General features: G+C 66.3%; 25 protein-coding genes and 4 tRNA genes. 6 read left to right on the top strand and 23 right to left on the bottom strand.

The window, feature by feature from the left end:
- Positions 1 to 37: 37 nt before the first annotated feature.
- From ACZK4H_RS07570 to ACZK4H_RS07495, 16 genes are all read right to left on the bottom strand, one after another.
- Positions 38 to 610 carry a hypothetical protein gene (locus tag ACZK4H_RS07570; protein ID WP_239503707.1) on the bottom strand — a complete coding sequence of 191 codons (573 nt, stop codon included), beginning with the start codon at positions 608 to 610 and terminating at the stop codon, positions 38 to 40.
- A 33-nt stretch (positions 611 to 643) separates the two neighbouring features.
- Positions 644 to 1468 (bottom strand): tyrosine-type recombinase/integrase, encoded by an 825-nt coding sequence (locus ACZK4H_RS07565; RefSeq protein ID WP_478470209.1) that lies wholly within the window; start codon positions 1466 to 1468, stop codon positions 644 to 646.
- Between the two features lie 81 nt (positions 1469 to 1549).
- Entirely contained in the window at positions 1550 to 1870 is a 321-nt protein-coding gene (locus ACZK4H_RS07560; protein ID WP_239503709.1) for an Arm DNA-binding domain-containing protein, read from the bottom strand.
- 228 nt (positions 1871 to 2098) lie between these two features.
- Positions 2099 to 2174 (bottom strand) — tRNA-Gly (locus tag ACZK4H_RS07555).
- Between the two features lie 236 nt (positions 2175 to 2410).
- Complete coding sequence (gene pgsA / locus ACZK4H_RS07550; protein ID WP_010486073.1) at positions 2411 to 3037, bottom strand: CDP-diacylglycerol--glycerol-3-phosphate 3-phosphatidyltransferase; 627 nt, start codon at positions 3035 to 3037, stop codon at positions 2411 to 2413.
- An 18-nt stretch (positions 3038 to 3055) separates the two neighbouring features.
- Positions 3056 to 4900: an excinuclease ABC subunit UvrC gene (gene uvrC, locus ACZK4H_RS07545; protein ID WP_099552679.1), complete on the bottom strand. Its 1845-nt coding sequence runs from the start codon at positions 4898 to 4900 to the stop codon at positions 3056 to 3058.
- Complete coding sequence (locus ACZK4H_RS07540) at positions 4897 to 6309, bottom strand: hypothetical protein (RefSeq protein WP_099552680.1); 1413 nt, start codon at positions 6307 to 6309, stop codon at positions 4897 to 4899. The genes uvrC and ACZK4H_RS07540 overlap by 4 nt, the downstream gene beginning before the upstream one ends.
- Positions 6306 to 6794: a low molecular weight protein-tyrosine-phosphatase gene (locus ACZK4H_RS07535; RefSeq protein WP_099552681.1), complete on the bottom strand. Its 489-nt coding sequence runs from the start codon at positions 6792 to 6794 to the stop codon at positions 6306 to 6308. Before ACZK4H_RS07535 ends, ACZK4H_RS07540 begins: the two co-directional genes overlap by 4 nt.
- Positions 6791 to 7564 carry a 3-deoxy-manno-octulosonate cytidylyltransferase gene (gene kdsB, locus ACZK4H_RS07530; RefSeq protein ID WP_099552682.1) on the bottom strand — a complete coding sequence of 258 codons (774 nt, stop codon included), beginning with the start codon at positions 7562 to 7564 and terminating at the stop codon, positions 6791 to 6793. The genes ACZK4H_RS07535 and kdsB overlap by 4 nt, the downstream gene beginning before the upstream one ends.
- A gap of 74 nt (positions 7565 to 7638) precedes the next feature.
- Entirely contained in the window at positions 7639 to 8658 is a 1020-nt protein-coding gene (gene lpxK / locus ACZK4H_RS07525; RefSeq protein ID WP_099552683.1) for a tetraacyldisaccharide 4'-kinase, read from the bottom strand.
- Positions 8658 to 10406, bottom strand: coding sequence for a lipid A export permease/ATP-binding protein MsbA (gene msbA, locus ACZK4H_RS07520; protein ID WP_099552684.1), 1749 nt, complete (start codon positions 10404 to 10406; stop codon positions 8658 to 8660). The genes lpxK and msbA overlap by 1 nt, the downstream gene beginning before the upstream one ends.
- Positions 10403 to 10825: an ExbD/TolR family protein gene (locus ACZK4H_RS07515; RefSeq protein WP_004152323.1), complete on the bottom strand. Its 423-nt coding sequence runs from the start codon at positions 10823 to 10825 to the stop codon at positions 10403 to 10405. The genes msbA and ACZK4H_RS07515 overlap by 4 nt, the downstream gene beginning before the upstream one ends.
- 3 nt (positions 10826 to 10828) lie before the next feature.
- A complete protein-coding gene (locus ACZK4H_RS07510; RefSeq protein WP_049432517.1) occupies positions 10829 to 11491 on the bottom strand; it encodes a MotA/TolQ/ExbB proton channel family protein in 663 nt (220 codons plus the stop codon).
- A 3-nt stretch (positions 11492 to 11494) separates the two neighbouring features.
- Positions 11495 to 13894 (bottom strand): DNA internalization-related competence protein ComEC/Rec2, encoded by a 2400-nt coding sequence (locus ACZK4H_RS07505; protein ID WP_099552685.1) that lies wholly within the window; start codon positions 13892 to 13894, stop codon positions 11495 to 11497.
- Between the two features lie 59 nt (positions 13895 to 13953).
- Positions 13954 to 15297: a sensor histidine kinase gene (locus ACZK4H_RS07500; protein WP_099552686.1), complete on the bottom strand. Its 1344-nt coding sequence runs from the start codon at positions 15295 to 15297 to the stop codon at positions 13954 to 13956.
- Position 15298: 1 nt separating this feature from the next.
- Positions 15299 to 15970, bottom strand: a complete 672-nt coding sequence (locus ACZK4H_RS07495) for a response regulator transcription factor (protein WP_057503598.1) — start codon at positions 15968 to 15970, stop codon at positions 15299 to 15301.
- 145 nt (positions 15971 to 16115) lie between these two features.
- Between ACZK4H_RS07495 and ACZK4H_RS07490 the strand changes: the two genes are divergently transcribed.
- Together ACZK4H_RS07490 and ACZK4H_RS07485 are read left to right on the top strand one after the other, a co-directional pair.
- On the top strand, positions 16116 to 16883 hold the full coding sequence (locus tag ACZK4H_RS07490; protein WP_099552687.1) for a MipA/OmpV family protein: 768 nt from the start codon (positions 16116 to 16118) through the stop codon (positions 16881 to 16883).
- Between the two features lie 30 nt (positions 16884 to 16913).
- Positions 16914 to 17198: a hypothetical protein gene (locus ACZK4H_RS07485; RefSeq protein ID WP_088025549.1), complete on the top strand. Its 285-nt coding sequence runs from the start codon at positions 16914 to 16916 to the stop codon at positions 17196 to 17198.
- 42 nt (positions 17199 to 17240) lie between these two features.
- Here the strand turns inward: ACZK4H_RS07485 and ACZK4H_RS07480 are convergent, their stop codons facing one another.
- Positions 17241 to 17381 (bottom strand): hypothetical protein, encoded by a 141-nt coding sequence (locus ACZK4H_RS07480; RefSeq protein ID WP_173364575.1) that lies wholly within the window; start codon positions 17379 to 17381, stop codon positions 17241 to 17243.
- Between the two features lie 162 nt (positions 17382 to 17543).
- Here ACZK4H_RS07480 and ACZK4H_RS07475 point away from each other — a divergent pair, with 162 nt between their 5' ends.
- The 3 genes from ACZK4H_RS07475 to ACZK4H_RS07465 all read left to right on the top strand — a co-directional run bounded on the left by ACZK4H_RS07475 (position 17544) and on the right by ACZK4H_RS07465 (position 19004).
- Positions 17544 to 18113, top strand: a complete 570-nt coding sequence (locus ACZK4H_RS07475; RefSeq protein WP_099552688.1) for a TlpA family protein disulfide reductase — start codon at positions 17544 to 17546, stop codon at positions 18111 to 18113.
- A 112-nt stretch (positions 18114 to 18225) separates the two neighbouring features.
- A complete protein-coding gene (locus tag ACZK4H_RS07470; RefSeq protein ID WP_005408865.1) occupies positions 18226 to 18414 on the top strand; it encodes a hypothetical protein in 189 nt (62 codons plus the stop codon).
- A gap of 257 nt (positions 18415 to 18671) precedes the next feature.
- A complete protein-coding gene (locus ACZK4H_RS07465) occupies positions 18672 to 19004 on the top strand; it encodes a hypothetical protein (RefSeq protein ID WP_099552689.1) in 333 nt (110 codons plus the stop codon).
- Positions 19005 to 19099: 95 nt separating this feature from the next.
- On the opposite strand, the gene ACZK4H_RS07460 is transcribed toward ACZK4H_RS07465, so the two are convergent.
- From ACZK4H_RS07460 to uvrB, 3 genes are all read right to left on the bottom strand, one after another.
- Positions 19100 to 19174: transfer RNA gene (locus ACZK4H_RS07460), tRNA-Val, on the bottom strand.
- A 98-nt stretch (positions 19175 to 19272) separates the two neighbouring features.
- Positions 19273 to 19347, bottom strand: a tRNA-Val gene (locus ACZK4H_RS07455).
- Between the two features lie 107 nt (positions 19348 to 19454).
- Positions 19455 to 21479 (bottom strand): excinuclease ABC subunit UvrB, encoded by a 2025-nt coding sequence (gene uvrB / locus ACZK4H_RS07450; RefSeq protein WP_099552690.1) that lies wholly within the window; start codon positions 21477 to 21479, stop codon positions 19455 to 19457.
- 171 nt (positions 21480 to 21650) lie between these two features.
- On the opposite strand from uvrB, the gene ACZK4H_RS07445 reads away from it, so the two are divergent.
- Complete coding sequence (locus ACZK4H_RS07445) at positions 21651 to 22145, top strand: GspH/FimT family protein (RefSeq protein WP_099552720.1); 495 nt, start codon at positions 21651 to 21653, stop codon at positions 22143 to 22145.
- A 49-nt stretch (positions 22146 to 22194) separates the two neighbouring features.
- On the opposite strand, the gene ACZK4H_RS07440 is transcribed toward ACZK4H_RS07445, so the two are convergent.
- The 3 genes from ACZK4H_RS07440 to ACZK4H_RS07430 all read right to left on the bottom strand — a co-directional run bounded on the left by ACZK4H_RS07440 (position 22195) and on the right by ACZK4H_RS07430 (position 26546).
- Positions 22195 to 22271: transfer RNA gene (locus ACZK4H_RS07440), tRNA-Asn, on the bottom strand.
- Between the two features lie 47 nt (positions 22272 to 22318).
- The gene (locus tag ACZK4H_RS07435; RefSeq protein WP_099552691.1) at positions 22319 to 22744 is read right to left on the bottom strand and encodes a type IV pilin protein; all 426 of its coding nucleotides are present in this window, start codon (positions 22742 to 22744) and stop codon (positions 22319 to 22321) included.
- A 13-nt stretch (positions 22745 to 22757) separates the two neighbouring features.
- Positions 22758 to 26546, bottom strand: coding sequence for a pilus assembly protein (locus tag ACZK4H_RS07430; protein WP_099552692.1), 3789 nt, complete (start codon positions 26544 to 26546; stop codon positions 22758 to 22760).

Below are 26546 nucleotides of genomic sequence, written 5' to 3'. Positions count from 1 at the left end.
CCCCAGGCGGTCCGCCCACTCAGGCATACGATCAATCTCAGCCTTCCGCCCAAGCCCCACAGAGAAGCGCGCTGATTCTATCAACAGAGGTCTGGGTAACAACATCGATCGGCGGTCGCCCGCCCAGCTCGCTATGTGGCTGAGAAAGTGCGCGATAGATTGCCCGCTCGTCCATAGCGTCCGCTGCTTGCTTGAGGAGCGCTTGGGTGAGCTTGTGGCGCACACCATCCGGCCGCCAGTCCGGGGCGCGCTGCCCGCGGCTCCCGAGAGCGAGCGTTAGCAAGCGTCCAGCCTTGATGTCGCGGTTCACCTGATCGCGGGATTTGCCGGCGAGCTTGGCGAACGTGATGACAGGCAGATTGCGCGGAGCCTCATACACCTCCAGCTTGTCGGTATGCTCCCGTTGATACGGGGAGAGCTCGGGCTCCACTGGTGCCGGAGGGGCCTCCCGGATCGGAACGGCCGGCAACCGCAGAGCAGCGGCGGCAAGCGATGGGCTGACAGCCAGCTCCTGGCCCTCGGTGCTGGGCGACTCTGGGTCGGGGCGTACTTCGGCATTTAACTGGTTCGGTAACAGCGGCATCGCATCAAACTGCACGGTCAGATTCAAGTGCAGGCTAGCTGCCTCTGACAACCCCTGCTCTCAGAGATCGAGGCGATCTGCCCAGTCCTGCATCATGCAGCGGCGTTGCTCGACATACTCGGCGTGGTTGTAGGAGAAGTTAACCTTGTCAGGATCCGTGTGCGATAGCTGGGCGTCAACCCAGACCTTCGGGTAGGCAACCTCATTCAATGCTGTCGATATGGTCGCTCGAATTCCATGGACGGTCAGTAGGCGGACGTATCCCATGCGTCGCAACGCGGCCTTCAGGGTGTTTTCGCTAATCCGTTCGCTCAACTTGTTCTGGTGACCCAGCAGGTACTTCAGCGAGGGCCGGCGCTGCGCCGGCAAATGGCGGATGATCTCCTGCGCCTGCACGGAAAGCGGGACGATGTACGGAGGGATATCCGAGGGCAGCTTGCAATCCTTGCGCATTTCCACCTGCAGTTGCTTGACCACCTCAGGCGGGATGATCCAGAGGCCTTGATCAAGTTGAAACTGGCCCGGGGTCGCCAGACGAAGCTCTCCTGTCCGAACGCAGGTCAGCAGCAGCAACCGCACCCCAAGCTGAATCTGCAGCGTCCTCGAGTACGGGCGTAGCTTCTGCAGCAACTCGGGGAGGTCCGCCATCCGTAGGAATGGGTTGTGCGTGACTGGCTTCTTGGGTGCCGCCACAACATCGAGGTCGGATGCCGGGTTGTGTTCAAGATCGGCGACCTTCACCAGCACGTAGCGATACAACTGGCGAAGCCACGTCCGGCACTTCTCAGCTGTTGTGAGAGCTCCGCGGCGCTCAATCTTCTCAAGAGCCTCCAGGAGATCAGGACGAGGGATCTCGTACACGGACTTTGATCCGAGAGTGGGCAGAAGGTTCTTGTCGAAGATGCGCAGGATTTGCTCCTGGGTGCTCTGTCGGCCCGGCTTGAGGCTCAGCTTGCGGAACTCGAACTACTGTTCGAACACCCTCCTGAAGGTATGCTCCTCGGCAAGCAAGGCCATGCGGCGTTCCTGATTGCGGTGCCTGCGTGGGTTGATTCCGCGAGCAACCAGTTCGCGAGCGAGGTCGCGCCGGGTACGAGCTTCTTTGAGGGAGACTTCGGGATAGGTCCCGAGAGATAGCCGTCTTTGCTTGCCATTCCAGCTGTACCGGAAATGCCAGCTTTTGCCGCCTTCGGGGGATACGGCCAGTGAGAGACCGTCGGTGTCGCCTATCGTATAGGCTTTGGATTTGGCTTTCGCTTGCCGAATGGTTGTGTCGGAGAGTGCCATGCTCAACTCCTCTGTGCCTGGATTCAGGAACAGATGGTCGACATATCGCCCGCTACCACCCAGCAACAATGCGCCTTAGCCAGTGTCCGTATTGATGGACTAAAAAATGGACTAAAAAAGCGCCAGCTACTGCTGGATTCCAGTGGCTAGCACTGGAACGAAAAAAGGGACTTTCAACCCTGCTTTCAACGACTTACAAAATTCCTTGGAATCCTGTAGATCAGAATCTGGAGCGGGAAACGAGACTCGAACTCGCGACCTCAACCTTGGCAAGGTTGCGCTCTACCAACTGAGCTATTCCCGCTTGGGAGGCGAAATTTTACCTGTTCCAAGGATTGCGTCAAGCGCTTTTTTCAGGGTCTGCGAGGCGCCTTGCACCGCGTATCCACGCATGGCGTAGATCTACCACGGCGTCCCCGCAAACCGATTGATCCGCATCCTCCGTGGATGCAGCATTTCCAGTAGATCCACGCCATGCGTGGATAGGCGCATCAATAGGGTCAGAGCCCTTCCCTGCGGAAAGGGATCCGCCCCCGGGGCTCAGTTGCCCAGCTTCTTCTGCCGCGAGCGCTCGCGTGCGGCGCGTTCGTCTTCGCGCAGGCTCGGCCATGCGGCGTGCAGGTACTGCAGACCCGACCACAGGGTCAGTACCGCAGCAATCGCCAAAGTCCAGTCACCGATGTGGAACACCGGCCAGCCCATCCAGATGTCTTCCACCGGCACGTTGGGGGCCACCGAATACAGCAGGCACAACAGCGCGACCATCTGCGCGGTGGTCTTGACCTTGCCGATCATCGCCACGCGCACCTTGGCGCGCTGGCCCAGCTCGGCCATCCATTCGCGCAGCGCCGATACTGCAATCTCACGACCGACGATGACCGCCGCCCAGAACGCCATCCACGGCGTCGGGTGGCCCTGCACGATCAGGAACAGCGCCACTGCCACCATCAGCTTGTCCGCGACCGGGTCGAGGAAGGCGCCAAAGGCCGACTCCAGCTGGTAGCGGCGGGCGATCCAGCCATCGAGCCAGTCGGTGATCGCGGCCAGGCCGAAGATCGCCGCCGAAGCGAAGTTGGTCCAGGTGTAGGGCAGGTAGAACACCAGCACCAGCACCGGGATCATCACGATCCGCAACAACGTCAGCCAGGTGGGCAGGGTCAACTTCATGCTTGCGTGCTTCTCTCTCTACTCGGCCGCATCAGGCGTGGCCAACCCGTGCAGGTTAGCGTAGATACGTGCCGCGAGGGCGTCATTGATGCCTTCCACCTTGGCGATTTCCGCTTCGCCAGCGGCTTTCAGGCCCACCAGGCCGCCGAAATGCTTGAGCAGGCTGGCGCGGCGGCGCGGCCCGATACCGGGGATGTCCTCCAGCTTGCTGGTCATCCGTGCCTTCTGGCGGCGGCCGCGGTGGCCGGTGATGGCGAAGCGGTGCGCCTCGTCGCGCACCTGCTGGATGAACTGCAGCGCCGGGTTGGCCGCGCCCGGGCGCAGCTCGCGGCCATCGGGCATCACCAGCGCTTCGTGGCCCGCGCGGCGCTCCACGCCCTTGGCCACGCCTACCAGCAGCACGCCTTCCACGCCCAGGTCGGCCAGTGCGGCCTGGGCCTGTGCCAGCTGGCCGGCGCCACCGTCGATCAGCAGCACGTCCGGCAGCACGCCCTGCTCTTCCACCGCACGGCGGAAGCGGCGGTCGATGGCCTGGCGCATGGCGGCGTAGTCATCGCCCGGCTCGATGCCGCTGATGTTGAAGCGGCGGTACTGCGCGCGCACCGGGCCTGCCGCGTCGAACACTACACACGACGCCACGGTGGCCTCGCCCAGGGTGTGGCTGATATCGAAACATTCGACACGCTTGACCGGCTCGGCAAGACCCAGCATGTCGCGCAATGCATCGCTGCGCGCGTGCTGCGCGTTGCGGCTGTTGAGTTCGGTGGCCAGGGTCAGCTGCGCGTTGCGGCTGGCCAGCTCCACGTAGCCGGCACGCTCGCCGCGCACGTTCCACTTCAGCTGCACCTTGCGCTCGGCCGAGGCCGACAGCGCGGCGACCAGCAGGTCGGCGTCGGGAATCTCGCGGTCCAGCAGGATCTCGCGCGGCGGCTCGAATTCGATGTAGTACTGCGAGACGAACGCGGCCAGCACTTCCTCCGGGCTCTCCTCGCCATTGGTACGCGGAAAGAACGGGCGGGTACCGAGGTTGCGGCCATCACGGAAGGCCAGCAGCAGCACGCAGGCCTGCGAGCCCTGCATGGCCACTGCCAGCACGTCCAGGTCGGCGGCACGGCCGTCCACATACTGGCGGGTCTGCATGCTGCGCAGCGAGGAAATCAGGTCACGCAGGCGCGCGGCCTGTTCGAACTCCAGCGCCTCGCTGGCGGCCTGCATCTGCTCGCCCAGTTCACGGGTCAGCTCGTCGCTCTTGCCTTCCAGGAACAGCGCGGCGCGGCGCACCGATTCAGCGTACTCGGCAGGCGCCACCAGCTCCACGCAGGGCGCGCTGCAACGGCCGATCTGGTACTGCAGGCACGGCCGCGAGCGGTTGCGGAACACGCTGTCCTCGCAGCTGCGCAGCTTGAACAGCTTGTGCATCAGGTTCAGCGTTTCGCGCACCGCAGTGACGCCGGGATACGGCCCGAAATAGCGCCCGGGAATGGCACGCGGGCCGCGATGCAGGGCGATGCGGGGCCAGTCCTCGCGGGTCAGCAGCACATGCGGATAGGTCTTGTCGTCGCGCAGCGAGACGTTGTAACGCGGCGACAGCGACTTGATCAGCTGGTTTTCCAGCAGCAGCGCTTCGGCTTCCGAGCGCGTGACGGTCACGTCCATGCGCACGATCTGCGAGATCATCGACATGATCCGCGCATTCTTCGGGCTGCCGTTGAAATAGCTGCCGACACGGTTGCGCAGCGCACGCGCCTTGCCGACATACAGCAGGGTGTCGTCGGCAGCGTACATGCGATACACACCGGGGGCGGTACTGAGCTGGGCCGCGAAGGCCTTGCCGTCGAAGGCCGGGGCGGGAACGTCGGTCATTCGCTGATCGGCACTTCGCTGAGCACGCCGCTTTCGGGGTCGAATCGCAGCACGGTGTGGGCGTCGGTCTCGGCGATCCACACCGCACCGGCACCCACGGCCAGTCCGGCCGGGCCATGCAGGCGGCGCGGCAGCGGCTGGGTCGTCAGTTCGCCACCGCCCAGACGCAGCGTGCGCAGGCGGCCATTACCGGTATCGGCAATCCACAGCAGCGGTGCATCCGGACTCAGCGCGATCGCCTGTGGGAACTGCAGGCTGGCCTGCGCGCGCGGGCCATCTTCATCGCCGAAACGCCAGGGGCCCTGCCCGACCAGCGTCTGCACCAGATCCCCACGCAGCTGCAGTGCACGGATCGAGGAGCCCAGCGCATCGGCCACGTACAGCACCTGCTGCACCACGGCCAGTGCGGTCGGCTGCGCGAACGCAGCCAGATGGCCGCTGCCATCACGCTCGTCGATGGCACCGCTGCCGGCGCGCCATTGCAGGCTGCGCTGCCCGAGGTGGTAGCTCCAGATGCGGTTGTCGCCGGCCATGGCGATGTGCAGCTGGTTATCGGCGATGGCCAGACCGACCGGGTGGTCCAGCGAGACCTGCCGCGCCTGCGCTACCGGGCCCTCCACCGGCGCGCCGGGGCGGCCATTGCCGCACAGCGTGTCGACGATGCCGGTCAGCAGGTTGATGCGGCGCACAGCATGGTTGCCGGTGTCGGCCACGTACAGCGCGTCGCGCTCCAGCACCAGCGCCTGCGGACGATGGAACGCCGCTTCGGCGAGGTTGCCGTCCATGAAATCGGCCGTCCCCAACCCGAACTGGCGCAGGATGCGCCCGCCGTGGCTGCATTCGAGGATGCGGTGATGGCCACTGTCGGCGATGTACAGGCGTTCGGTGCTGACCGCCAGGCCCAGCGGAAAACGCAGTGCCTGCCGCGGCTCCGGGTGCAGCTCGGTACCGCCGCGCGGCGGTGCCGACGGCGCGCCGTGGCACAGCGCATTCAACGCGCGCTCAAGGTCTCCCGGAGCACCCAGCCCGACCAGCCGTTGCTGTTCGCGCCCCTGCGCATCCAGCAGCACCACGGTCGGCCACGATGTGACGCCGAAGCGACGCCAACCATCCCAGTCAGCATCGAGCAGGACCGGCATTGACAGCCCTTGGCGACGCAGCAGTTTCAGTGCGGCGCCGGCGTCACGCTCGAAATCGAAACGGGGTACCTGCAACACCAGCGGTTGCAGCATGCCGGGGTGACGCGACAGCCATTGACCGAATTCGGCCAGGCGCTGCGCGCTCCAGGCAGAGGCGGCGTTGACGAACAACAGCGCCACCGGCCGACCGCGCAGTTCGGTCAGGGTGCAGGGGGCGGCGTTGAGCCAGGTGGCGAACTCGGGCAGGTCCGGGACGGGCTGGACGTTCATGGCCCGATTATGCCGGAGTCGGCGTCATGCAACAGTCGTGCCACTGCACGTTTTGCAGCATTGTCGACCAGCGTCCAGACCTGCTCGAAGTGATCGCTGCCGCCGGTATAGGGATCGGGGATCGCCACCCGCCCCTCCCCGCCCGACCAGGGCAGATACAGCGCCAGCCGCTCACGCTGGGCAGGCGTGGCCAGGCGGCCGGCGTCCCGCAGGTTCGCCTCGTCGGCGCACAGGGTCCAGTCGAAGCGGTCGAAATCAGCGGCTTGCAGCTGGCGCGCACGCAGGCCGCCGATGTCCACGCCATGCCCGGCCGCACAGGCGATCGCGCGCCGGTCCGGTGGCTCGCCGACATGCCAGTCGCCGGTGCCGGCCGAATCCACCTGCACCCGCCCCGCCAGCGGCGAAGCGTCCAGGCGTGCGCGGAGCGCACCCTCGGCCATCGGCGAACGGCAGATGTTGCCGAGGCAGACGACCAGCAGCCTCATCGCGCGGCCAGCGCCTGCAGCAGCGCTTCAGCGCGTTCCAGATCTTCGGGCGTGTCGATGCCGGGCGGGAACGGTTCCGGCGAGATCGCCACACTGATCGGATGGCCCGCTTCCAGCACGCGCAGCTGCTCCAGCGATTCGACCTGCTCCAGCTGGCCCGGGGGCATCGCCGCGAACTGCTGCAGGAAACCGGCGCGGTAGCCGTAGATGCCGATGTGGCGCAGCCAGGCATGCCCTTCCGGCAGCGTGTCGCGGCTGCGCGCGAAACCATCGCGGTGCCAGGCGATCGGTGCGCGGCTGAAGTACATCGCCTCGTTGCGCACGTTGCGCACCAGCTTGACCACGTTCGGGTCGAACAGCGTCTGCGCGTCCTCGACGGAGGTGGCCAGGGTCGACATGGGCGCGTTGCCGCCGACCAGCGCTTCGGCCACCGCACGGATGCCGGCCGCAGGCGCGAACGGTTCGTCCCCCTGCAGGTTGACCACCACGGTGTCGTCTGCCCAGCCGACGATACGCGCACATTCGGCCAGGCGGTCGGTACCGGACACATGCGATGTGGCGGTCATCGCTACCTTCACCTCGGCCAGCCCGGACAGCGCGTCGGCAATGCGTTGATCGTCGGTAGCGACCCATACCTCGCCAGCGCCTGCCTGCAGCGCGCGGCGCGCCACGTGCAGCACCAGCGGCTCACCCCCCAGCAGACGCAGCGGCTTGCCCGGCAGCCGCGAGGCGGCATAGCGGGCCGGGATGGCGACAACGAATTCAGTCATGGGGCGATACTCGGCAGGCTCGTTACAACGGGGATGCGGCCGGTGGCGCGTGAATGCAAGCGCCACCGCGCCACTCAGTTCGGTCGCAGCTTGTCCAGGCGGTCAGTCAGCGCCACCCAGAACGCGGCAGGCAGCTCGGCACGCAACGGCACCGCGTAATGCCAATCGTTGCCGAATGCGCGGCATTTCACCGCATCCTTCTCGGTCATCAGCACCGGCAGCTGGCTGCCGAAGGACAGGTCCTGCGGCTGGTAGGCCTGGTGGTCGGCGAAGGCATGCGGCACCACGCCGATGCCACGCGCGCGCAGCATGTCGAAGAAGCGCTGTGGATGGGCGATGCCGGCCACCGCGTGAACACGCTGGCCCTTGAAGTACGGCAACGGGCGCGCGCGGCCACCGGCCAGCGGCTGCGCGCTGTCGATGTGCAGGGCCATCGGCCACTGGCCGAAACCGCAGGCCTGGGCCGCAGATTCCTCATCGGCCTGGCCGAGATTCACCACGCGGAAGTCGCACTCGCTGGCACGGCTGATCGGCTCGCGCAGCGGTCCGGCAGGAATCATCCGGCCGTTGCCGTAGCGACGCTGGGCATCGACCACTTCGATCTCGATGTCGCGCGCCAGCCGGTAGTGCTGCAGGCCGTCATCGCAGACGATCACATCGCATCCGGCCTGGATCAGTGCCTTGCCTGCGGCAACCCGGTCACGGTCCACGCGCACCGGCACGCCGGTCTTCCAGGCGATCAGCACCGGTTCGTCACCGCCCTTGGCGGTCGGCGTGTCGGCCTGCACCCACAGCGGCTTGTCGGCGTCTTCGCGGCCATAGCCACGGCTGGCGACGCCCGGCTTCCAGCCGGCCGCACGCAGGCGCTCGACCAGGGCGATGGTCAGCGGCGTCTTGCCGGTGCCGCCGGCGGTGATGTTGCCAACCACGATGACCGGCACCGGCAGCGCGTAGCGCTTGCGCCATCCCCGCCGATAAGCGCGGCGGCGCAGCGCGGTGACGCCGGCATACAGCGGCGCCAGCAACCGCATCGCCCACGGAACCGGGCTGCCGTCGTACCAGTACGGCGGGGTCTGGGTACCCTTGCCAGCCATCAGTCCTGCCTTTCGCGGAACTGCATGCTGTGCAGATGCTGGTACAGGCCACCCATGGCAAGCAGCTCCTTGTGGGTACCCCGCTCAACGATGCGGCCGTGGTCCATCACCAGCACCAGGTCGGCATGCTCGATGGTCGACAGGCGATGCGCGATGACCAGCGTGGTGCGTTCGGGCATCAGGCGCTGCAGCGCATCCTGCACCAGTCGCTCGGACTCGTTGTCCAGCGCCGCAGTGGCTTCGTCGAGGATCAGGATCGGCGCGTCACGCAGGATCGCGCGGGCGATCGCCAGGCGCTGGCGCTGGCCGCCGGACAGCAGTGCGCCGTTCTCGCCGACCGGGGTCTGCAGCTGCTGCGGCATGCGCGCGATGAACTCCCACGCATTGGCCGCTTCGGCCGCCGCACGGATCTGCTCCTCGCTCGCTTCCATGCCATAGGCGATGTTGGCCGCGATGGTGTCATCGAACAGCATGACCTTCTGCCCGACCATCGCCACCTGGCGACGCAGGTCGGCCAACGGATAGTCATCCAGCGCGACGCCATCGAGGGTGATGACACCACCGCTGGGCTCGTAGAAGCGCGGCACCAGCCGGATCAGGCTGGTCTTGCCACTGCCGGAACGACCCACGATGGCGGTGACCGTGCCCGGCTTCGCCACGAAACTGATGTCGTCCAGGGCAATGCCGCTGTCCTCGCGGTAGCGCAGCATGACGTGGTCGAAGGCCAGCTCGCCGCGCACGCGCTGCACGCTGTTGCGGCCCTCGTCACGCTCGACCTGCATGTCGAGGATGCCGAACAGGCGCTCTGCGGCGGCCACACCGCGCGAGATCGAGGTCTGCACGCTGGTCAGGCGGCGCAGCGAAGGAATGATGGCCATCATCGAGGTCATCAGGCCCATGAACTGGCCGGCGTTGAGGCGACCGGCCAGCGCTTCGCGGGTCGATACCCAGACGATCACCGCCAGCGCCAGTGCGGCCAGGAACTGCACCACGCTGGACGCCGCCGCACGGGTGACTTCCACCTTCATGTTCAGCGACAGCATGCGGTTGGCCAGGCGCGAGTAGCGCGAGATCTCATGCTGCTGGGTGCCGTGCACCTTCACTTCCTGCTGCGCCGCCAGCGACTGTTCGGCGGTCTGCGCCATCGAACCCATGCCGTCCTGGATACCGCGGCTGATGCGGCGGTAGCGCTTGCCCACGTAGGACACGATCACGCCGATCAGCGGCACCACCACCAGCATGGCCACGGTGACCTTCACGCTCATCTGCAGCATTACCGCCAGCATGGCGATGATGGTCAGAGTGTCGGCCACCACGGTCTTGAGTGCGTCGGCGCTGGCCTGGGTAACCTGCTCGGTGTCGAAGTTCAGGCGGCTGACCATCACCGGCGTCGCTTCGGTATCGAAGTGCGAGGATGGCAGGTGCAGGTACTTGGCCAGCACCTGTTCGCGCAGGTCACGCACCACGCTGCGGCCGGTCTTGGCCAGCGCGTAGTCGCTCACCCAGGTGGCGAGGCTGCGCATCAGGAACAGGCCGAGGATGGTCAGCGGCAGGATCACCGCCATGCGCGGTTCCGGGTTGACGAAACCACGGTTGACCAGCGGCTCCATCAACTTGGTGAAGTGGTAGCCCGCCAGGGCTTCGACCACCATGGCGATGACCGCGGCCACCATGAACACCCAATAGGCGCGGGTGTACCCCAGCAGACGTTTGTAGATCGGCCACACCGGCGCGTGATTGGAACTCATGGACGCACCTCGGGTGCTGTTGCAATGGCAATACGGCGGAAACCGAGCTGACCCAGCGCATCCTGCGCGGTCACCACGGCCTGGTAGGGAGTGCGCGCGTCGGCGCGCAGCAGCACGGTCTGCTCGCGATCGCTGCCGGCCACGGCGGCGATGGTCTGCTTGACCGACTCGACGTCGCTGCGCAGCACTTCCTGGTCATTGATGAAGTAACGGCCTTCGGCGTTGATCAGCACGCTGAGCGAGCGTGGCGGCTCGTTGGTCTGCTGCTGGCTTGCGGTCGGCAGCTGCACCTGCAGCGTAGAACGCGCGTCGAAGGTGGTGGTGACCACGAAGAAGATGATCAGCACCAGGATGACGTCGATCAGCGGCACCAGGTCGATATGCGGCTCATCCTGGGATCGGTCGTTGCCGATACGCATCGATCAGGCCTTCGCCGTGGCGGCGCCGGCCTGGCGCGCGGCCGGGGCCGGGTTCATCACCCCGGGGCGGCCATCGAGCGTATCCAGCAGGGCGCTGGCTTCCTGCTCCATCTCCACCACGTAGCCGTGGATGCGGCCCTTGAAGTAGCGATGGAACATCAGCGCCGGGATCGCCACGATCATGCCAGTGGCCGTGCACACCAGCGCCTTGCCGATGCCGCCAGCCAGCTGGTTCACGTCGCCCACGCCGTGGTCGAGGATGCCCAGGAACATCTGGATCATGCCGATCACCGTGCCGAGCAGGCCCAGCAGCGGGCCGGCCGAGGCAATGGTGCCCAGTGCGTTCAGGAAACGCTCCATGCGGTGCACCAGGTGGCGGCCGGTGTCTTCGATGCGCTCGCGGATCTGGTCGCGCGGGCGGTTGCGGGCTTCCAGTGCGGCAGCCAGCAGCGCGCCCAGCGGCGAATTCGCCCGCAGGGTCTGCAGGTGGGCCGGGTCGAGCTTGCCGCGAGCGGCCCAGTTGCGCACTTCCTGGCCGAGGCCGGGCGGCAGCACTTCAGTCCGCCGAAGGGACCAGAAACGCTCCAGGATGATCGCCAAAGCCAGTACGCCCAACAGCAGCAGCGGCACCATCGGCCAGCCACCGGCCTTGACCAGTTCCCACACGTTTCAACCCTCCGGCCCAACGGCCGCTTGTTCGATCGGCGATAGGATAGCAGCCGACCGCGCCCGCCCAGCGGCATCCCACCACCGGGATGCATGGATGCGCTGTTCACGCAGCTGCAGGCCTTGTGCGCCAAGCCATACGCGGATCGCCCCGGAGTCGGCCGTGGCCAGCACTTCCGCGCCTTGCGCCTGCCAGCGCTGGACCACCTCCTGGCGCGGGTGGCCGAAGCGGTTCCGGTGCCCGGCAGAGACCACCGCCAGCCGCGGCGCCACCGCCGCGACCCACGGCGCACTGGAGCTGCCGCCGCTGCCATGGTGCGGCACCAGTACCACGTCCGCCTTCAGCGCGTGCGGATACCCCTGCAGCAGCGCCGCCTCGGCCGGGCGACCAATGTCGCCGGGAAGCAGCACCACGCCGTGGCGGCTGGCAATGCGCAGCACGCAGCTGTCCTCGTTTTCGGCTTGCCGGCTGCCCGGCGCGGGGTGCAGGACCTGGAAATCGACCCCATCCCACTGCCAGCGCGTCCCCTGCTGGCAGGGGGCAGCCCCGGCGATGGCGCTGCCGGGCGGCGCCAGCAGTTGCAGCCCGGCCAGCTGCCGGCGCAGGCCGGGCAGGCTGCCGGTGTGATCCAGGTGGTCATGGCTGAGCATCGCCTGCTGCGGCGGCCCCTGACCGAGCGCACGCAACGCCGGAATCAGGATCCGCTCGTTGCCGTCACCACCGGTCGGTGGCCCAACGTCGTACCAGAGCGCGTGCCGGGCCGTGCGCACCAGCACCGCCGTGCCCTGGCCGACATCGTGCACCAGCAGCTCCAGTTCGCCCTCGGCAGGGGCATGCCGGGCCGGCCACAGCAGCGGCAGGCACAACAGCAGGCCAGCGAGGCCACCGCCGGCGCCGCGCGGCAGCAGCCACCAGAACACCCCCAGCAAGGCCACCGGTACCGCCCAGCGCGGCGCCTCGGCCAGCCACCACATCGCCTGCGGATGCAGCGCCAACGGCTGCAGGGCCTCCCAGCTGAGCTCGAACAGCCAGGCCGCGGCGCGCCAGGCCCAACGCCCCGCGCCGTCATGCAGCACGTGCAGGCCGGTACCGAGCAGCGACAGCGGAACAACCAGCATTGTCCACCACGGGATGATCGGCAGATTGACCAGCGGCCCCAACCGCGCGGTCCCGCCGAACAAGGCAACGCACAGCGGCAGCAGGCCGAGGCTGGCAACACCCTGCGCGGCAAGGAACCCGCGCAGCCCACCACCGATGCCCTCCGGCCCCGTCCTCGGCAGGCACCAGAGCAACCACAGCACGCCACCGAAGCTCAGCCAGAACCCGGCCGAGAGCACCGACAGCGGCGCCGGCAACAGCATCACCATCGCGGCCAACGCCAGCCCCTGCCCTGCACCAACCGGGCGACGCCCGGCCCTGGCCAGTGCGACCAGCCCGATCATCAGCGCCGCGCGCACCGTCGGCAGTGCACCACCGGCCGCTACGGCATAGGTGGCTGCGGCCAGTGCCGCTCCCCATGCGGCCGCCTGCGGCCGCGGCCAGTACCGTCCCAGCAGCGGGCACAGCCACCACGACAGGCGGCACAGCAGCACGCCGAAGCCAGCGACCACGCCCACGTGGAAACCGGAAATGGCGACCAGATGGGTCAGGCCCAACGCGCGCAGGTGTTCCCAGTCGGCATCGGACAGACCACGGGTATCGCCCAGTGCCAACGCCTGCACGAACCGTGCGGCAGGATGTGCCACCTGCACGGCGATCGCGGCACTGCTGCGTTCCCGCCAGGCCTGCAGGCCCCGCGCCGGCAGCCACTCGCGCGCGCTGGCCGGATCACGCACCGAGGCATTGCCGGAGATGCCCCGCAGCACGGCGTGGCGTTCGCCATCGAAGCCACCGGGATTGATCCGTGAACGCGGCGCCCGCACACGCAACGACAGTTCCCAGTACGCCCCGGCGCGAACCGCATGGCGTCCAGCGCCCAGGCCACGTTGCGGAGGCCCGCGCCACGGATCGTTCCAGGTCACCTGCAGGCGCTTGCCACGCAGCGCTGGCAGCGCGTCGGCCTCTTCGACGTGCAACACGAAACGCGTGTAGCCCGGCCCACGCTGCGGAAGGTCGGCAACCCGGCCCCGCACCTGCACATCCTGCGGAGGCGCGCCGGGCACAAGCTGGCCGTGCAGGACCCAGTGCCCGTGCAGTGTTGCCCATGCCAGGCCGAGCAAGGTCGCGGCCCACGCACGGCCGCGCCAGCGCAGCAGCCAGCCGCTGGCGCCGGCGACTGCCATCGGCGCGCTCAGCCACAGCGGCAGCAACATCGGCATCTGCACGCAGGCCAGCGCCCCCAGCACCAGGCCGGCGGCGCAGCCGGGGCCAAACAGGGCCGGGGCGGATTGTTCGGGAGCCATTCCCCCAGCCTGCCGCCGGAGGTGGCAGGCTGCCTATCGGGCCTTTCCTCGCGTCGCTGTCAGCGCCGTACGGTGCCGCGGTGGAAATTGACCCTGAAACTGGCGCCGCCGCCAGCCGCTTCACCCACGCTGACCGAGCCACCGTGGTGCTGCACGATTTCCTTCACCAGGTGCAGGCCCAGGCCGCTGCCGCTGCCGGCAGCACGCAGGCGGTGGAAGGGCTCGAAGATCGCTTCGCGGTCACCGACCGGAATGCCGGCGCCCTGGTCGCTGACCTCCAGCAGGCCACGTGCATCCAGGCGCACGCAGATGGTGCCGCGTCCGCCGCCGTGGACGATGGCGTTGTGCACCAGGTTGGCGATCACCCGCCCCAACGCCAGGCTGTCGCCATGGATCCACACCGGCATCCCGGGCGCATCCACTTCGAAGCCGTAACCGGCACCGACCACCAGCGGCGCCAGATCGGCGGCCGCTTCACGCACCAGCAACGCCAGATCCAGCCGCTGCAGTGCGCCGACATTGCGATCAAGTCGCTGCAGGTCAAGCAGGTGCTCGGCGACGTTGCCGAGCCGCGCCACGTCGGTCAGCAGTTGCGACTTCAACTCGCCCTGCGGCAGCTGCGACAGGCGTGCCTGCACCACTGCAATCGGCACACGCAACTCGTGCGCGGCATCGGCAAGGAACTTGTCACGCGCCGCATACCCCTGCTGCACCTTGTCGATCGCATCGTTGAACGCTTCCACCAGTGGTGCGACCTCGGTCGACACCAGCTGCGCATCCAGCCGCGCGCCCGGCTGGCCGATGTCCAGTTCCTTGGCCTGCTGCGCGGAGCGGCGCACGCCGCGCATCGCGCGATGGATCACCGTCGGCATCACCAGCAGCGTCACCACGATCAACGGCAGGAAGAACCACAGGCCGATCAGGCGCAGCACCATCAGCGCGCCATCCAGCAGCCCGCCCTTCGGTGCCCCGCCCACCATCACCGTGATGCGCCGCCCATCCTCGTTGCGGATCATCACCCGCGCCACATCCAGGTACGGCGGCACCAGCGAACCGAGTTCGGTCGCGCCCAGCGTCGGCAACCGCGCCAGCAGCGGCGCGTGGATCGCCGGAATCGTGCCGCGCTCCAGCCAGCCTCCCTTGTCGTCGACTGCCGCGAACCAGAGGTTGCCGCCTGCACTGGCATCGAGTTTTTCCCAGCGCGCCTGGTCCAGCACCAACCGGCCACCCTCGCTGTGCACCGCCTTGGCCACTGCCTCGGCCATGAACATGTCCATGCCCCAGGTGTCCTTGTCACCCCAGGTCAGGATCAGCGCGACCACCGCGAACAGCACGGTGAAGGCTTGTGCAAGGAACAGGCGCCAGGCCAGGCCAAGCGTGATGGAGCGGATCGGACGGGCCATCTCAGGCCTCCGCCAGCAGGTAGCCGACGCCGCGGATCACGTGGATCTCCACACCGGCCCCGGCCTGCTGCAGCGCCTTGCGCAGCTTGGAAATGTGCGCATCGAGCGCATTGGACTGGATCTCATCATCAAAACCGTACACTGCCGCCTCCAGTGCGCTGCGGGTGACCGTGCGCCCCTGGCGCATCGCCAGCGCCTGCAGCACCAGCACCTGGCGCCGGGGCAGCGCCAGCAGCTGGCCCTCCACCTGCGCCTGCAGCGATTCGAAGTCGAATTCCAGCCGGCCCAGATGCAGGCTTGGCGTCACCATCGCCGAGGGTCGCCGCGAGACAGCCCGGATCCGCGCCATCAGCTCCTCGATCGCCACCGGCTTCACCAGGTAGTCATCGGCACCGACATCCAGGCCCTCGACCTTGTCCGACAGCGTGCCCTTGGCGGTCAGCATGATCACCGCCAGGTTCGGGCGCAGCGCACGCGCGGTGGCGACGAAAGCCACGCCATCGCCATCGGGCAGCTGGCGGTCGAGCAGCATCAGCTGGTGCACCGGCTCACGCAGCGCGACCGCAGCTTCGGCCAGGCTGCCGACCACGTCGGCGACCACGCCCTGCCGCTCCAGGCCCGATTGCAGGGCACGGGACAGATCGGGATCGTCTTCGACCAGGAGGATGCGCATCAGGGGCTCGGCTACCGGAAACGGTGCCGATCATAGTGCCTGGCGCTGGGTTTGGGCGCCTTCGCGTGCCGATTGCCAAGGCGCAATGTTCTGACAATGTTGTGCCCCCACCATGCGCAGCCATCCCCCGCAAAGTGGCTGATCGATGCCGTCGCTGTCCCCGACCCTGCTGCGCCCGTTGCTGTTCTCCGCTGCCATCGGCCTGCCGTTGATCGCCCACGCCGCCGACCAGAACCCGGGGGTGCAGGCCGGTATCAGTGCCGGCGCGACCTCAGGGGCGTACGCCCACTACGACGTCAAGCCGCTGTTCGTGCCGTCCATTGCCTGGCAGGGCGAGCGCTTCTTCGCCAGCCCCGGCTCGCTGGGCATGTACCTGTACAAGCGCGAGGGCCTGCGCCTGTCGGCGGCGGTCACGCCCTACACGCTGCGCTTCAAGACCGACGACGTGAACGATCCTCAGCTGCGTCGCCTGCACAGCCGGCAGATGTCCGCCATGGCCGGCATCAATGGTGAATACAGCGCCGACTGGGGCATCGTCGAGGCCAGCGTGATGCGCGAGGTCACCGGGCACGGAGGTGGCATGGAGGCGCGCCTGCACTACAGCTATCCGATCCAGGCCGGTCGCTTCACCTGGGTGCCCAAGGTCGGCGTAGTGCACTCCAGTGCGCGCCTGCTCGACTACTACTACGGCATCACCGACGAAGAAGCGCTGCGCTCGGGACTGGCCGCCTACAACCCGGGCAGCGCGACATCACCGAGCCTGCAGATCGCGGTCAGCACGCCCCTGGGCACGAAGTGGCGCGCGACCGGCGTCGTCGCCAACCAGTGGTTCGGCGATGCCGTAAAGGACAGCCCGATGGCCCGTCGCGGTACGCAGACGTCGGCCTTCGTTTCCCTGATGCGCTCGTTCTGATCGAGCGCCCGCAACGGACAAGGACCCCCCATGGCCTCCGTCTCCCCTGCTGCTGAAGCACACGCGATCCTGCGTGCCCCGGACCTGGACAGCGCCGAGCGCGCCTACCTGGGGCTGCTGCCCGACCTGGAACACGTGAACGCGCTGACGCGCCGCGCACTGGGCCTTTCGCGTGCTGCCGATGCGGCACGCGGCTATGCGTTGTCGATGACGCTGGTGGGATTGCGCCTGCAGGAACTTGAGATGGGCGAGGCCAGCGCGAAGGAGCATCGGCAGGCCACCCTGCGCAGCCTGCGCCAGGCCTTCAGCGCCTGAGCACAGGCCATCGGCAACGGTGCCGCAGCACCGCGCACCCGCTCAGCGGAACGTGGTCCAGGCCAGCACAGCGGACAACAGGGCGACCCAGATCACCGCCTTGAACGTACCTTCCAGCATATTGCCGCCGAACAGCAGTTCAAAGAACGGATTGGGCTTGGAAACCGGCACATGATCGCTCATGGGTGAAAGATCCTGGTGATGGGTGGAGGGAATGCACGCATGTCTGTGCGGGCACCACTCTAGTACAGGTGCGCCGTCGGCGGATGTGCCGGGAACATCCGCTTAACACCCTCCGCGCCAGTTCGGGTATGTTCAACCCAACGCTGCGTTCAAGGATGATCGATGCTCAAGCGCGTCCTGCTCCCTGTTGTCGCCCTGCTGCTGTCCGTGCTGGTCATCGCGCTCGGATGGCAGAACCGCCAGCTGCGGCAGATCAACGAGCAGATGGCCACGCAGCTGCAGGACATGCGCCTTGAAGCACATGGCCTCGAGCTGGGCAGTCGCCCGGATGCACTGGCGCTGCGCACCACGCAGCAGACCTTCGTCGATATCGGCGGTGCGCGCGACGTTCCGCAGATCCTCTATTTCTTCTCCACTGCATGCCGCTACTGCCTGGCCTCGGTACCGCAGCTGCAACAGATCGCCGCGGCCCGCGGCAACAGCGAACTGGTCGGTGTCGGCCTGCCGCCATACGACCAGCTGGCGGACTACGCCGGCAAGCATGCACTGCGTTTCCCGATCGCCATCGACAACGAAGCCGCTGCGTCCACGCGTTATCGCGCCACCGTCACGCCGATGCTGATGGTGCTGGCCGCCGATGGCCGCGTTGCCTACAAGCATGTCGGCCAGCTCGACGCCCAGGTCGTGCAGGCCGCCGTGGCGTCGCTCGCACCGAAGCCGGCGCTGCCCTGATCCCGCATGCCGCGCATCACGTCGCGGCGCCCTGTTACTGCATTCGCGCCACAACCGGCACTCCCGTGCCTTCGGCAACTGCAACTCCACAACGCCAACCAAGGAGATACACATGATCGGAAAGAAAGTGCTTTCGTCCGTCGCCGGTATCGTCGTTGTCGCGGCCATGGCCTTCGGCGCCAGCCAGGCCTTCGCCGTCTCGCCCAAGACCGGATATGCACCGGGCTGCGAACCGCACCCGCAGTGCCCGTTCGGTAACGCTGGCAAGCACGGCCAGCTGCTGTGCTGCGACCCGCTGTAACCGGATCCGTCCATGGGGTCGGCATCGCTGACCTGTCTCACCCGCCGCGGAGCTGAGCCAGCGCCGCGGCCATGACCGGGCCACCCCGCAGTGACCCACCACGCCGGGCCGCCTTGAAGCGCGGCCCGGCACTTCCCGGCCCGGATTCATCCTTCCCGCAGCGACTTGACGCGCGCTTTACCGGCTTTCGTCGCATACCGGTTTCACACCGCAGGGGGCAGTGCCACGCTGGATTCCCTTCTCCGGAGCACCGTGCCATGCCGATGCTTGCCCTGCTGCTGTTGTGCGCTGGCCTGTTCGGCCGCGATCCCGACGCCGGGGATGCCTCCCTGCGCAGCCAGATCCTGCAGGCCGACACCGGGCATGCGGGCATGTCCCCAGCGCATGACCAGACACCGGAGCCGACGGCCCTGCAGTTGTATCGGTTGCGCCAGGACCGCGTGCTGCGCGTGGGTAACCAGCGCCTGCCTGCAAGCGGCCAGCAGCATCAGGCCGGTTCAACACGCTTCGCGCAGGTCTGGGAACGCGTGGACGGCCACTGGCGGCTGCAGCGCATGATCAGCATCGACGAATGGGTTGCCCAGCGCTGACTCTGGGGCGCCGGCGACCGTCGCAAACGAAAAAGCCGGCCCAGGGCCGGCTTTCATCGTGATCCACCGCTGCACCGGCAATGCCGGGAGCCAGGTGGTGGGCGGTACAGGGTTCGAACCTGTGACCCCTACCATGTCAAGGTAGTGCTCTACCGCTGAGCTAACCGCCCATCTTGTTCTTGCCGCCCGAAAGCTGGCCTTGCTACGTAAAAACCCGGCGCCAGGGCCGGGCTCTTCAGTTCACGACAGCCCCCTTCCGGAGACTTCGTGGTGGGCGGTACAGGGTTCGAACCTGTGACCCCTACCATGTCAAGGTAGTGCTCTACCGCTGAGCTAACCGCCCGTTTTTGCTTCTGAACGTCCGCGATTGCGTCGGTGCAGGCCGCGTATATTACGGATGCCGGCCGTGAAGCGCAACACTTTTGTGAAGAAGATGCTGCACCGCCGCGTTCAGCCCAGACTCGCTTCCTTCAGCTGCCGGATCTGGTCACGCACGCGTGCGGCATCCTCGAATTCCAGGTCCTTGGCGTGCTGGTACATCTGCTGTTCCAGCGCCTTGAGACGGGCCGCCAGCTGGGCCGGGCCGAGCGAACGGTAATCGGCTCCTTCCTCGGCAACACCCGCCCTGCCCTTGCCCTTGCCCTTCTTGGCCTCCTTCTCTGCGGCGTCCGAACGCGCGCCTTCGAGGACGTCGACGATCGGGCGCGCGACCGAGCGCGGCACGATGCCATGTTCTTCGTTGTACTCGACCTGCTTGGCGCGGCGGCGGTCGGTCTCGTCGATCGCTGCCTGCATCGAGCGGGTCACCTTGTCCGCATACAGGATCGCCTTGCCGCGCACGTTGCGGGCGGCGCGGCCGATGGTCTGGATCAGCGATCCGGTGGAGCGCAGGAAGCCTTCCTTGTCGGCGTCGAGGATCGCCACCAGCGACACCTCGGGCATGTCCAGGCCCTCGCGCAGCAGGTTGATGCCCACCAGCACATCGAACTTGCCCAGGCGCAGGTCGCGGATGATCTCCACGCGCTCGACCGTGTCCACGTCCGAGTGCAGGTAGCGCACGCGGATGCCGTGTTCGGTCAGGTATTCGGTGAGGTTCTCGGCCATGCGCTTGGTCAGCGTGGTGACCAGCACACGGTCACCCGCCTTGATGCGCGCATTGGCCTCGCTCATCAGGTCGTCGACCTGGGTGCCCACCGGGCGGATTTCCACCACCGGATCGATCAGGCCTGTCGGGCGCACCACCAGCTCGGTGATCTCGTCGCCGGCCTCGCGGTACTCGTACGGGCCTGGCGTGGCGGACACGTAGATCGCGCGCGGGCAGCGCTCCTCCCACTCCTCGAAACGCAGCGGTCGGTTGTCCAGTGCCGACGGCAGGCGGAAGCCGAACTCGACCAGGGTTTCCTTGCGCGAGCGATCACCCTTGAACATGGCACCGATCTGCGGAATGGTCACGTGCGATTCGTCGATGACCAGCAGCGCGTCCGGTGGCAGGTAGTCGAACAGCGTCGGTGGCGGTTCGCCGGCGTTCTTGCCGGTCAGGTGCCGCGAGTAGTTCTCGATGCCGTTGCAGAACCCGACCTCGGCCATCATCTCGATGTCGAACTGGGTGCGCTGCGCCAGGCGCTGCGCTTCGACCAGCTTGTTTTCCGCGTACAACTGCTCAAGCCGCTCCTTCAACTCCACCTTGATGGTTTCCACCGCGGCCAGCACGCGCTCGCGGGTGGTGGCGTAGTGGGTCTTGGGGTAGACGGTGAAACGCTGCATGTTGCGCATCGTCTCACCGGTGAGCGGGTCGAACATGGTGATCTTCTCGACCTCGCCGTCGAACAGCTCGATGCGCAGCGCCTCGCTGTCCGACTCGGCCGGGAACACGTCGATCACTTCGCCACGCACGCGGAACGTGCCACGCTGAAGCTCGTACTCGTTGCGCGTGTACTGCAGCTGGGTGAGGTGATTGATCAGGTCGCGCTGGTCGATGCGCTCGCCCTTGGACAGGATCAGGCGCAGCGACAGGTAGTCCTCGGGCGCACCCAGGCCATAGATCGCCGACACCGTGGCCACCACGATCGCATCCGGGCGCGACAGCAGAGTCTTGGTCGCGGCCAGCCGCATCTGCTCGATGTGCTCGTTGATCGAACTGTCCTTCTCGATGAAGGTGTCCGACGAAGGCACGTAGGCCTCCGGCTGGTAGTAGTCGTAGTAGCTGACGAAATACTCGACCGCGTTGTGCGGGAAGAACGCCTTGAACTCACCATACAGCTGCGCCGCCAGCGTCTTGTTCGGCGCCATGATCAGCGTCGGCTTCTGCACGTTCTGGATGACGTTGGCGATGGTGTAGGTCTTGCCCGAGCCGGTGACGCCCAGCAGGGTCTGCTTGGCGATGCCCGCTTCGAAGTTGCTGGTCAGCTTCGCGATGGCATCAGGCTGGTCGCCCGCCGGCGAATACGGCGAGACGAGTTCGAAACGGTCGCTCATGGTGTTGCCAGTTCCCGGGAAGGACAAGTATACGGGGCAAGGGGTGACGGCCGGCTGAGGGGTTTCCGGGCAGGCCGGCGCGGCGGTGCCTGATGGCGGCACTGCCGCCGGGGCGAGAAGCTTGAAACCATGCACCGCATCCCCCGTCCCGATCGTTCGGCGCCACGCGGCATGCATCTGGTCGAGATGCTGGTGGTGATCGCCGTCCTTGCCGTTCTGGTGGCCGTGGGTTGGCCAGCCCTGCATCCGCTGCTGTTGCGGCATCGCGCCGACGCCCTGCAACTGGCCCTGCATGCCAGTCTTTCCAGCGCCCGAAGCGAGGCCCTGAAGCGCCGCGAACTGATCGGGCTGTGCGCCAGCGACGACGGTGAGCAGTGCTCCCGCGACTGGAGCGCAGGGTGGATCATCTATCGCAGCGGCAGGCACCGGGGGACACCGGCATCCGCCGATGACATCCTGACCCACCACCAGGGCCGGACCGACATCGCGATCGTCGCCCAGGCCAGCAGTGGACGGCCATTGCTGTTCTTCCAGCCTGATGGCCGCAGTCCCGGCGCCAATCTGACACTACGCATCTGCGCAGGAAACCGGCTGCATGGCAGGTTGGTCATCAACAACGGCGGCCGCATCCGCAGCGAGCGTGTCGACCGCACCCTCCCCTGCTGACAGACCAAAAAAGACAAAAGCCGCGATTTCTCGCGGCTTTTGCAGTATCTGGCGCCCGAAGTTGGACTCGAACCAACGACCCCCTGATTAACAGTCAAGTGCTCTAACCGGCTGAGCTATTCGGGCGGGGAGGCGCATTGTACTGGGCGTTCAGAGGAAGATCAACACCTGATTTACCAGCAATCGGAAACCGTGCCGCTGGCCGTTTTGCGGTTGGCCTGGTCCACGCTCAGCGTCCCGCAGCTGTCCTTGGTCTGGTTGCCCTGGGGTGTCGCCGTCAGCGTGAACGAGGACGCCTTGCCATCGAACGTGACTGCGTAGCGTGTGGTCCCGCCCTCGCGCGGCGACACCTTGCTGGGCAGCGCGAAGCCCGAGTAGGTGTTGTTCACCGAGTAGTAGCGCTCAGCGCGCTGTGCGTACTCCACCAGGTCCGCCTTGGCCACGCCCCGGTGTGACTGGCGGATGTACTGCTGGTAAGACGGAACGACAATCGCGGCCAGAATGCCGAGCACGATCACTACGATCATCAATTCGATGAGGGAGAAACCGTGCTGCTTGCCGGGACGACGCAGGGTGCGGGAAAGAGTGTTCAGGCTCATGGGATTGTCTTCGTTACTGGATCTGGCGCCAGGATTGGCGACCGCAGGGATAAGGCACGTACATCGTCGGAGCACCCGCCACGTTGACCGCCATCCAGCAGGCGCGTCCGCCTCGATCGGCACCCTTTGCCAGGCGCGGCATCACCGAGACATTGACGTCCTTCACCGGTGCCGTGCCGCCGGTATCGAGACTGACGCCGGCCGTGCCCGCTCCATAGGGCGTGCCGGTAATGGACCCGACCCGTGCCTGCTCCAGCGATGCAACACCCGAGATCGGATTGAGGCCAAACAGCCAGTTGCTTCCCTCGGTCGAACAGCCACGGCCACCCGCGGTGGGCATGTAGGTCGGCATGAACACCGTTCCCGACGCCACTGCAGGATTACCAACAAAACGTTCACCTGCGCCGGGCAATGCAATGCTCCACCCGCGCGCCGCCCCGGAGAAGGGGGTGGCCGTGACCGTGCGCAACTTGTTGGTGGTGGTCACCGTATAGGCCAGCAGATTGGCGGGCACGATCGTGGCCTCCGGCTGGTCCTTGCTGGTGTCGTTGACACCGTACAGCGACTGCGCGGTGAGATCCTGCGGGTCATTGTCGAAGGAGAAGCTGCCGGTACCCAGCACCAGCATCACGCCACCACCGGGTCCGGTCACTGCGGTCATGCCGCCGGTAATCGGCTGGCGGTACACCTGGTTGTTGTTGTTGGTCTGGCGCGCCGTGGTGAACACCGGCGTGGTGACCGAGGTCGCCGTGCTTTCCAGGTCGAACTTCCACAGCGCGCCGCGCTGGTCGGCCGCATAGATCGTGTCCGCCAGTCCGTCACGGCCACGTACACGCCCCGTCCCACCGGCGCTGTCGGCGCGCCAACGGTCGACGGCCACGATGTTGCCCAGGCCATTGTCACCGGCAGGTGCGGTTGCCGCGGCCTCGGTAGCAGTGATCATCCGCACCGCGCCCGATCCCAGGTCGACCACGAACAGCACGGCCTTGCGGCTGAGGCTGTTGTAACCGTTGCCGAAGATCGCTTTCCACGCCACCCCGGTCCCTTCCTTCACCGGCACGATCACCGGCTTTCCAAGGACATGACCGATATTCGCCTTCACGGTGCTATCGAGCCCCGGCGCCACGTCACTGATTTCCCACAGGCGGTTACCGGTGCCGAAGCTGGACGGCGTGGTTACATCCAGCGCGAACACCGAGCGCCCACCGGCGCCCGCCGTACCCACCAGCGCCGTGGCCCAGTTGCCACCGATCTGTGCGTCCGCCACCGCGATCGGTCCATCCACGTAGTAGCGATGACGGAAGCGCTGGTCGGACTTGTTGGCCGCCACGTAGGGGTACAGAAGGTTGGCCATGTGGCCCAGCGCCGTGCCAGGAACGTAGGCGAAGGTCTCGCTGCCACCGGCACTGTCACTTACGCCGTTGCCGTTCATGCCACCGTCGAAGGCATGCAGCATGCCGTCGTTGGCACCGACATAGACCATGTAGCGGCCATTGTTGCGCTTGCGGGTCAGATACGTGGCATACGAGGTCGCCATCGCGGTGCTGATGCGCTGGTAGCCATAGTCGTCGCGGGGCGAACTGATCACCGGACTGGAATTGACGATGTCGCCCAGCACGGTGGTACGCGTGCGATAGATGCCCCCCGAGTTGCGTACTTCGCGTGATGCGTCGCCGCGCAGATAAGCCATGGCCGTGGCGATGTCGCCGCCCAGCTTTTCAGCCTCGGTCGCGGAACAGCGCGCAATGCCCGGATACTGCTTCTCGTCCTTGTTGCAGAGGTCGGTGAAGGCGATGTTGGTGCTGCTGAAGTCAACCGCAGCATTGCCCTTGGTGGCGACGATGGTGCGCGAACGCTGCGCCCCCAGCTTCTCGGCCGCTTCCCATACCTGCGTGTACTCGGTCTGCTGCGTCTTGTCGTTGACCGCGAGCTTGGATGCCTTCAGGCGGCTGAACCAATCGGTTTCCTCGTTGGCCACTTCGAACTGGGGCGTGACCGCCAGCGATCCGGTACCGATACGCGCGCCGGTCAGGCCCTGGCTGCCCGAAGGCGCTGGCCCGGAGGTGACCGACGACAGCACCCGGCGCATGGCCGTGGTGATGTCTGCCGGAGTACGCGCGTTGATGTACTCACCGCGGGTATTGGTCGCGGCATGCCAGATGTCATCCACGGTACTGGGATTGTCGTTCTGGCGACTCGGCCAGTTGCTGTAGACCGCCGAATCGGTATACGGGTTCTGCTGCCTGTTCGGGTCGAACAGATTGCCACGCGCACCCAGCGTGATCCCGTAGAAGTTGATATGCAGGTCCTTGTTGCAGTCCAGCGACTTGTCGGTACTGGTCGCACATTGCTCCGGTACCGGCACCTGTCCCCGGGGCATCCGATCATCGGTTCGCAACGGGTTCACGTAGTAGTACGCGGCAATATCACCCATGGTGTTGGAATTGCCATCCGAGAAGGGAGTCCCCATGTCTCCGTCCACGTTGCCCGGGGCAGGCGCCAGGGATGACGAAAGGTTGTTGCCATTGTTGCTGTAGCCGTCGGTGAACAGCATCACCGCATTCTTCTGGCAGGACAGCTTGATGGGGGCATTGTCATCGGTCCGCATGAACTGCAGGCCCGCGGCGTTGACGGCATGTCGATTCGGCGTACCACCACTGGCCGTCAGCGCGATCATGCTGGTGTAGAGCGCGGACTTCTGCCCGATCACGCTCATGTCCCGGATCGCAAGCCGTTTGTTGGAGTCCGTCGAGCTGTTGTAATCCTGGAAATCGTTGATCCGGAAGTAGCCGACATACATGTCATTGACATTCAATGCACGCGTCATGCCGGCGATCATCGCCCGGTTGCGGTTACCGTAGTACGAGTACCAGTTGGCGAAGTTCTGCAATGCGGCAGCATCACCGGTGCCGATGACGTACTTCCACATGTCACATCCCGAACCGCAGGCGCCGGTAACCTTGGTTCGCTGGATACCTGCATACGCATTGGCAGTGCCCGGCAACTGCGGATAGGCGTCGCCCTCACTTGTGTACGGCATGTAGAACGTAGCGGGCACATAACGCAGCGACGCATAGCCCGCCGAGTTCCAGATCGCGCCTCTCGTATTGGCGTTCTCGCTGCCAAAACCACCATTGGCCCTGCTTGCAGTCCTGTAGGTCTGCCCGGCCGGTACCGTCATCCCTTCCTGCATCCTCTGGACGTCCCAGGACGAGGTACCCAGATAGCTGCTGGCGATCGCCAGTGTATCCGTCTCACGAGGATCGATGAGGGTGGCCGACGTACTCGCCACTGGATACGACTGCACTTCTTCGTTCACGATCCGCAGCCAGGGCTCGTACTTGATGGCAGGGTCGTAGTAGGTCGGGTTGTAGGCCGCCGATCGGGCAAACCCGAAGACATCCAGCGCCGGGATGCCGTTGTAGCTGTTGATCCGTGCGCCGGGCAGCACATAGAAGTAACTGCACTCACCAGTCTGGATGGCATTTCCCCACCGGTCATAGGTTACGGGCACGTCTTCAGGCGTATTGAGCACCCCGGCCGATCGGAAGAAACTCCTTCTTCCGTAGTGCCAGCACGCCGTACCATCCTGCCCCGGGAACTGGGTCTGGAAGGTCATCGAACCCGAATCATCCACCGCCATGATGAACGACGGCGGCGCGGAGACCTTCAGGTTCATCGGGTGCTGTGACAACGTTCCCTGCGCCTGCGCGGCGAACAGGTTCATCGCAAGCCAGGTACCACCCGCCACCGCCAGCAGCAGCCCGGAGCCGGCCAGGATCTTGATCTTTCGGGTCGCCAT

The sequence above is a fragment of the Stenotrophomonas sp. 78350_Sma genome (assembly GCF_056482105.1).
Note: the sequence above shows the minus strand (reverse complement) of the source record. Positions and strands in the feature narration are given on the sequence as shown.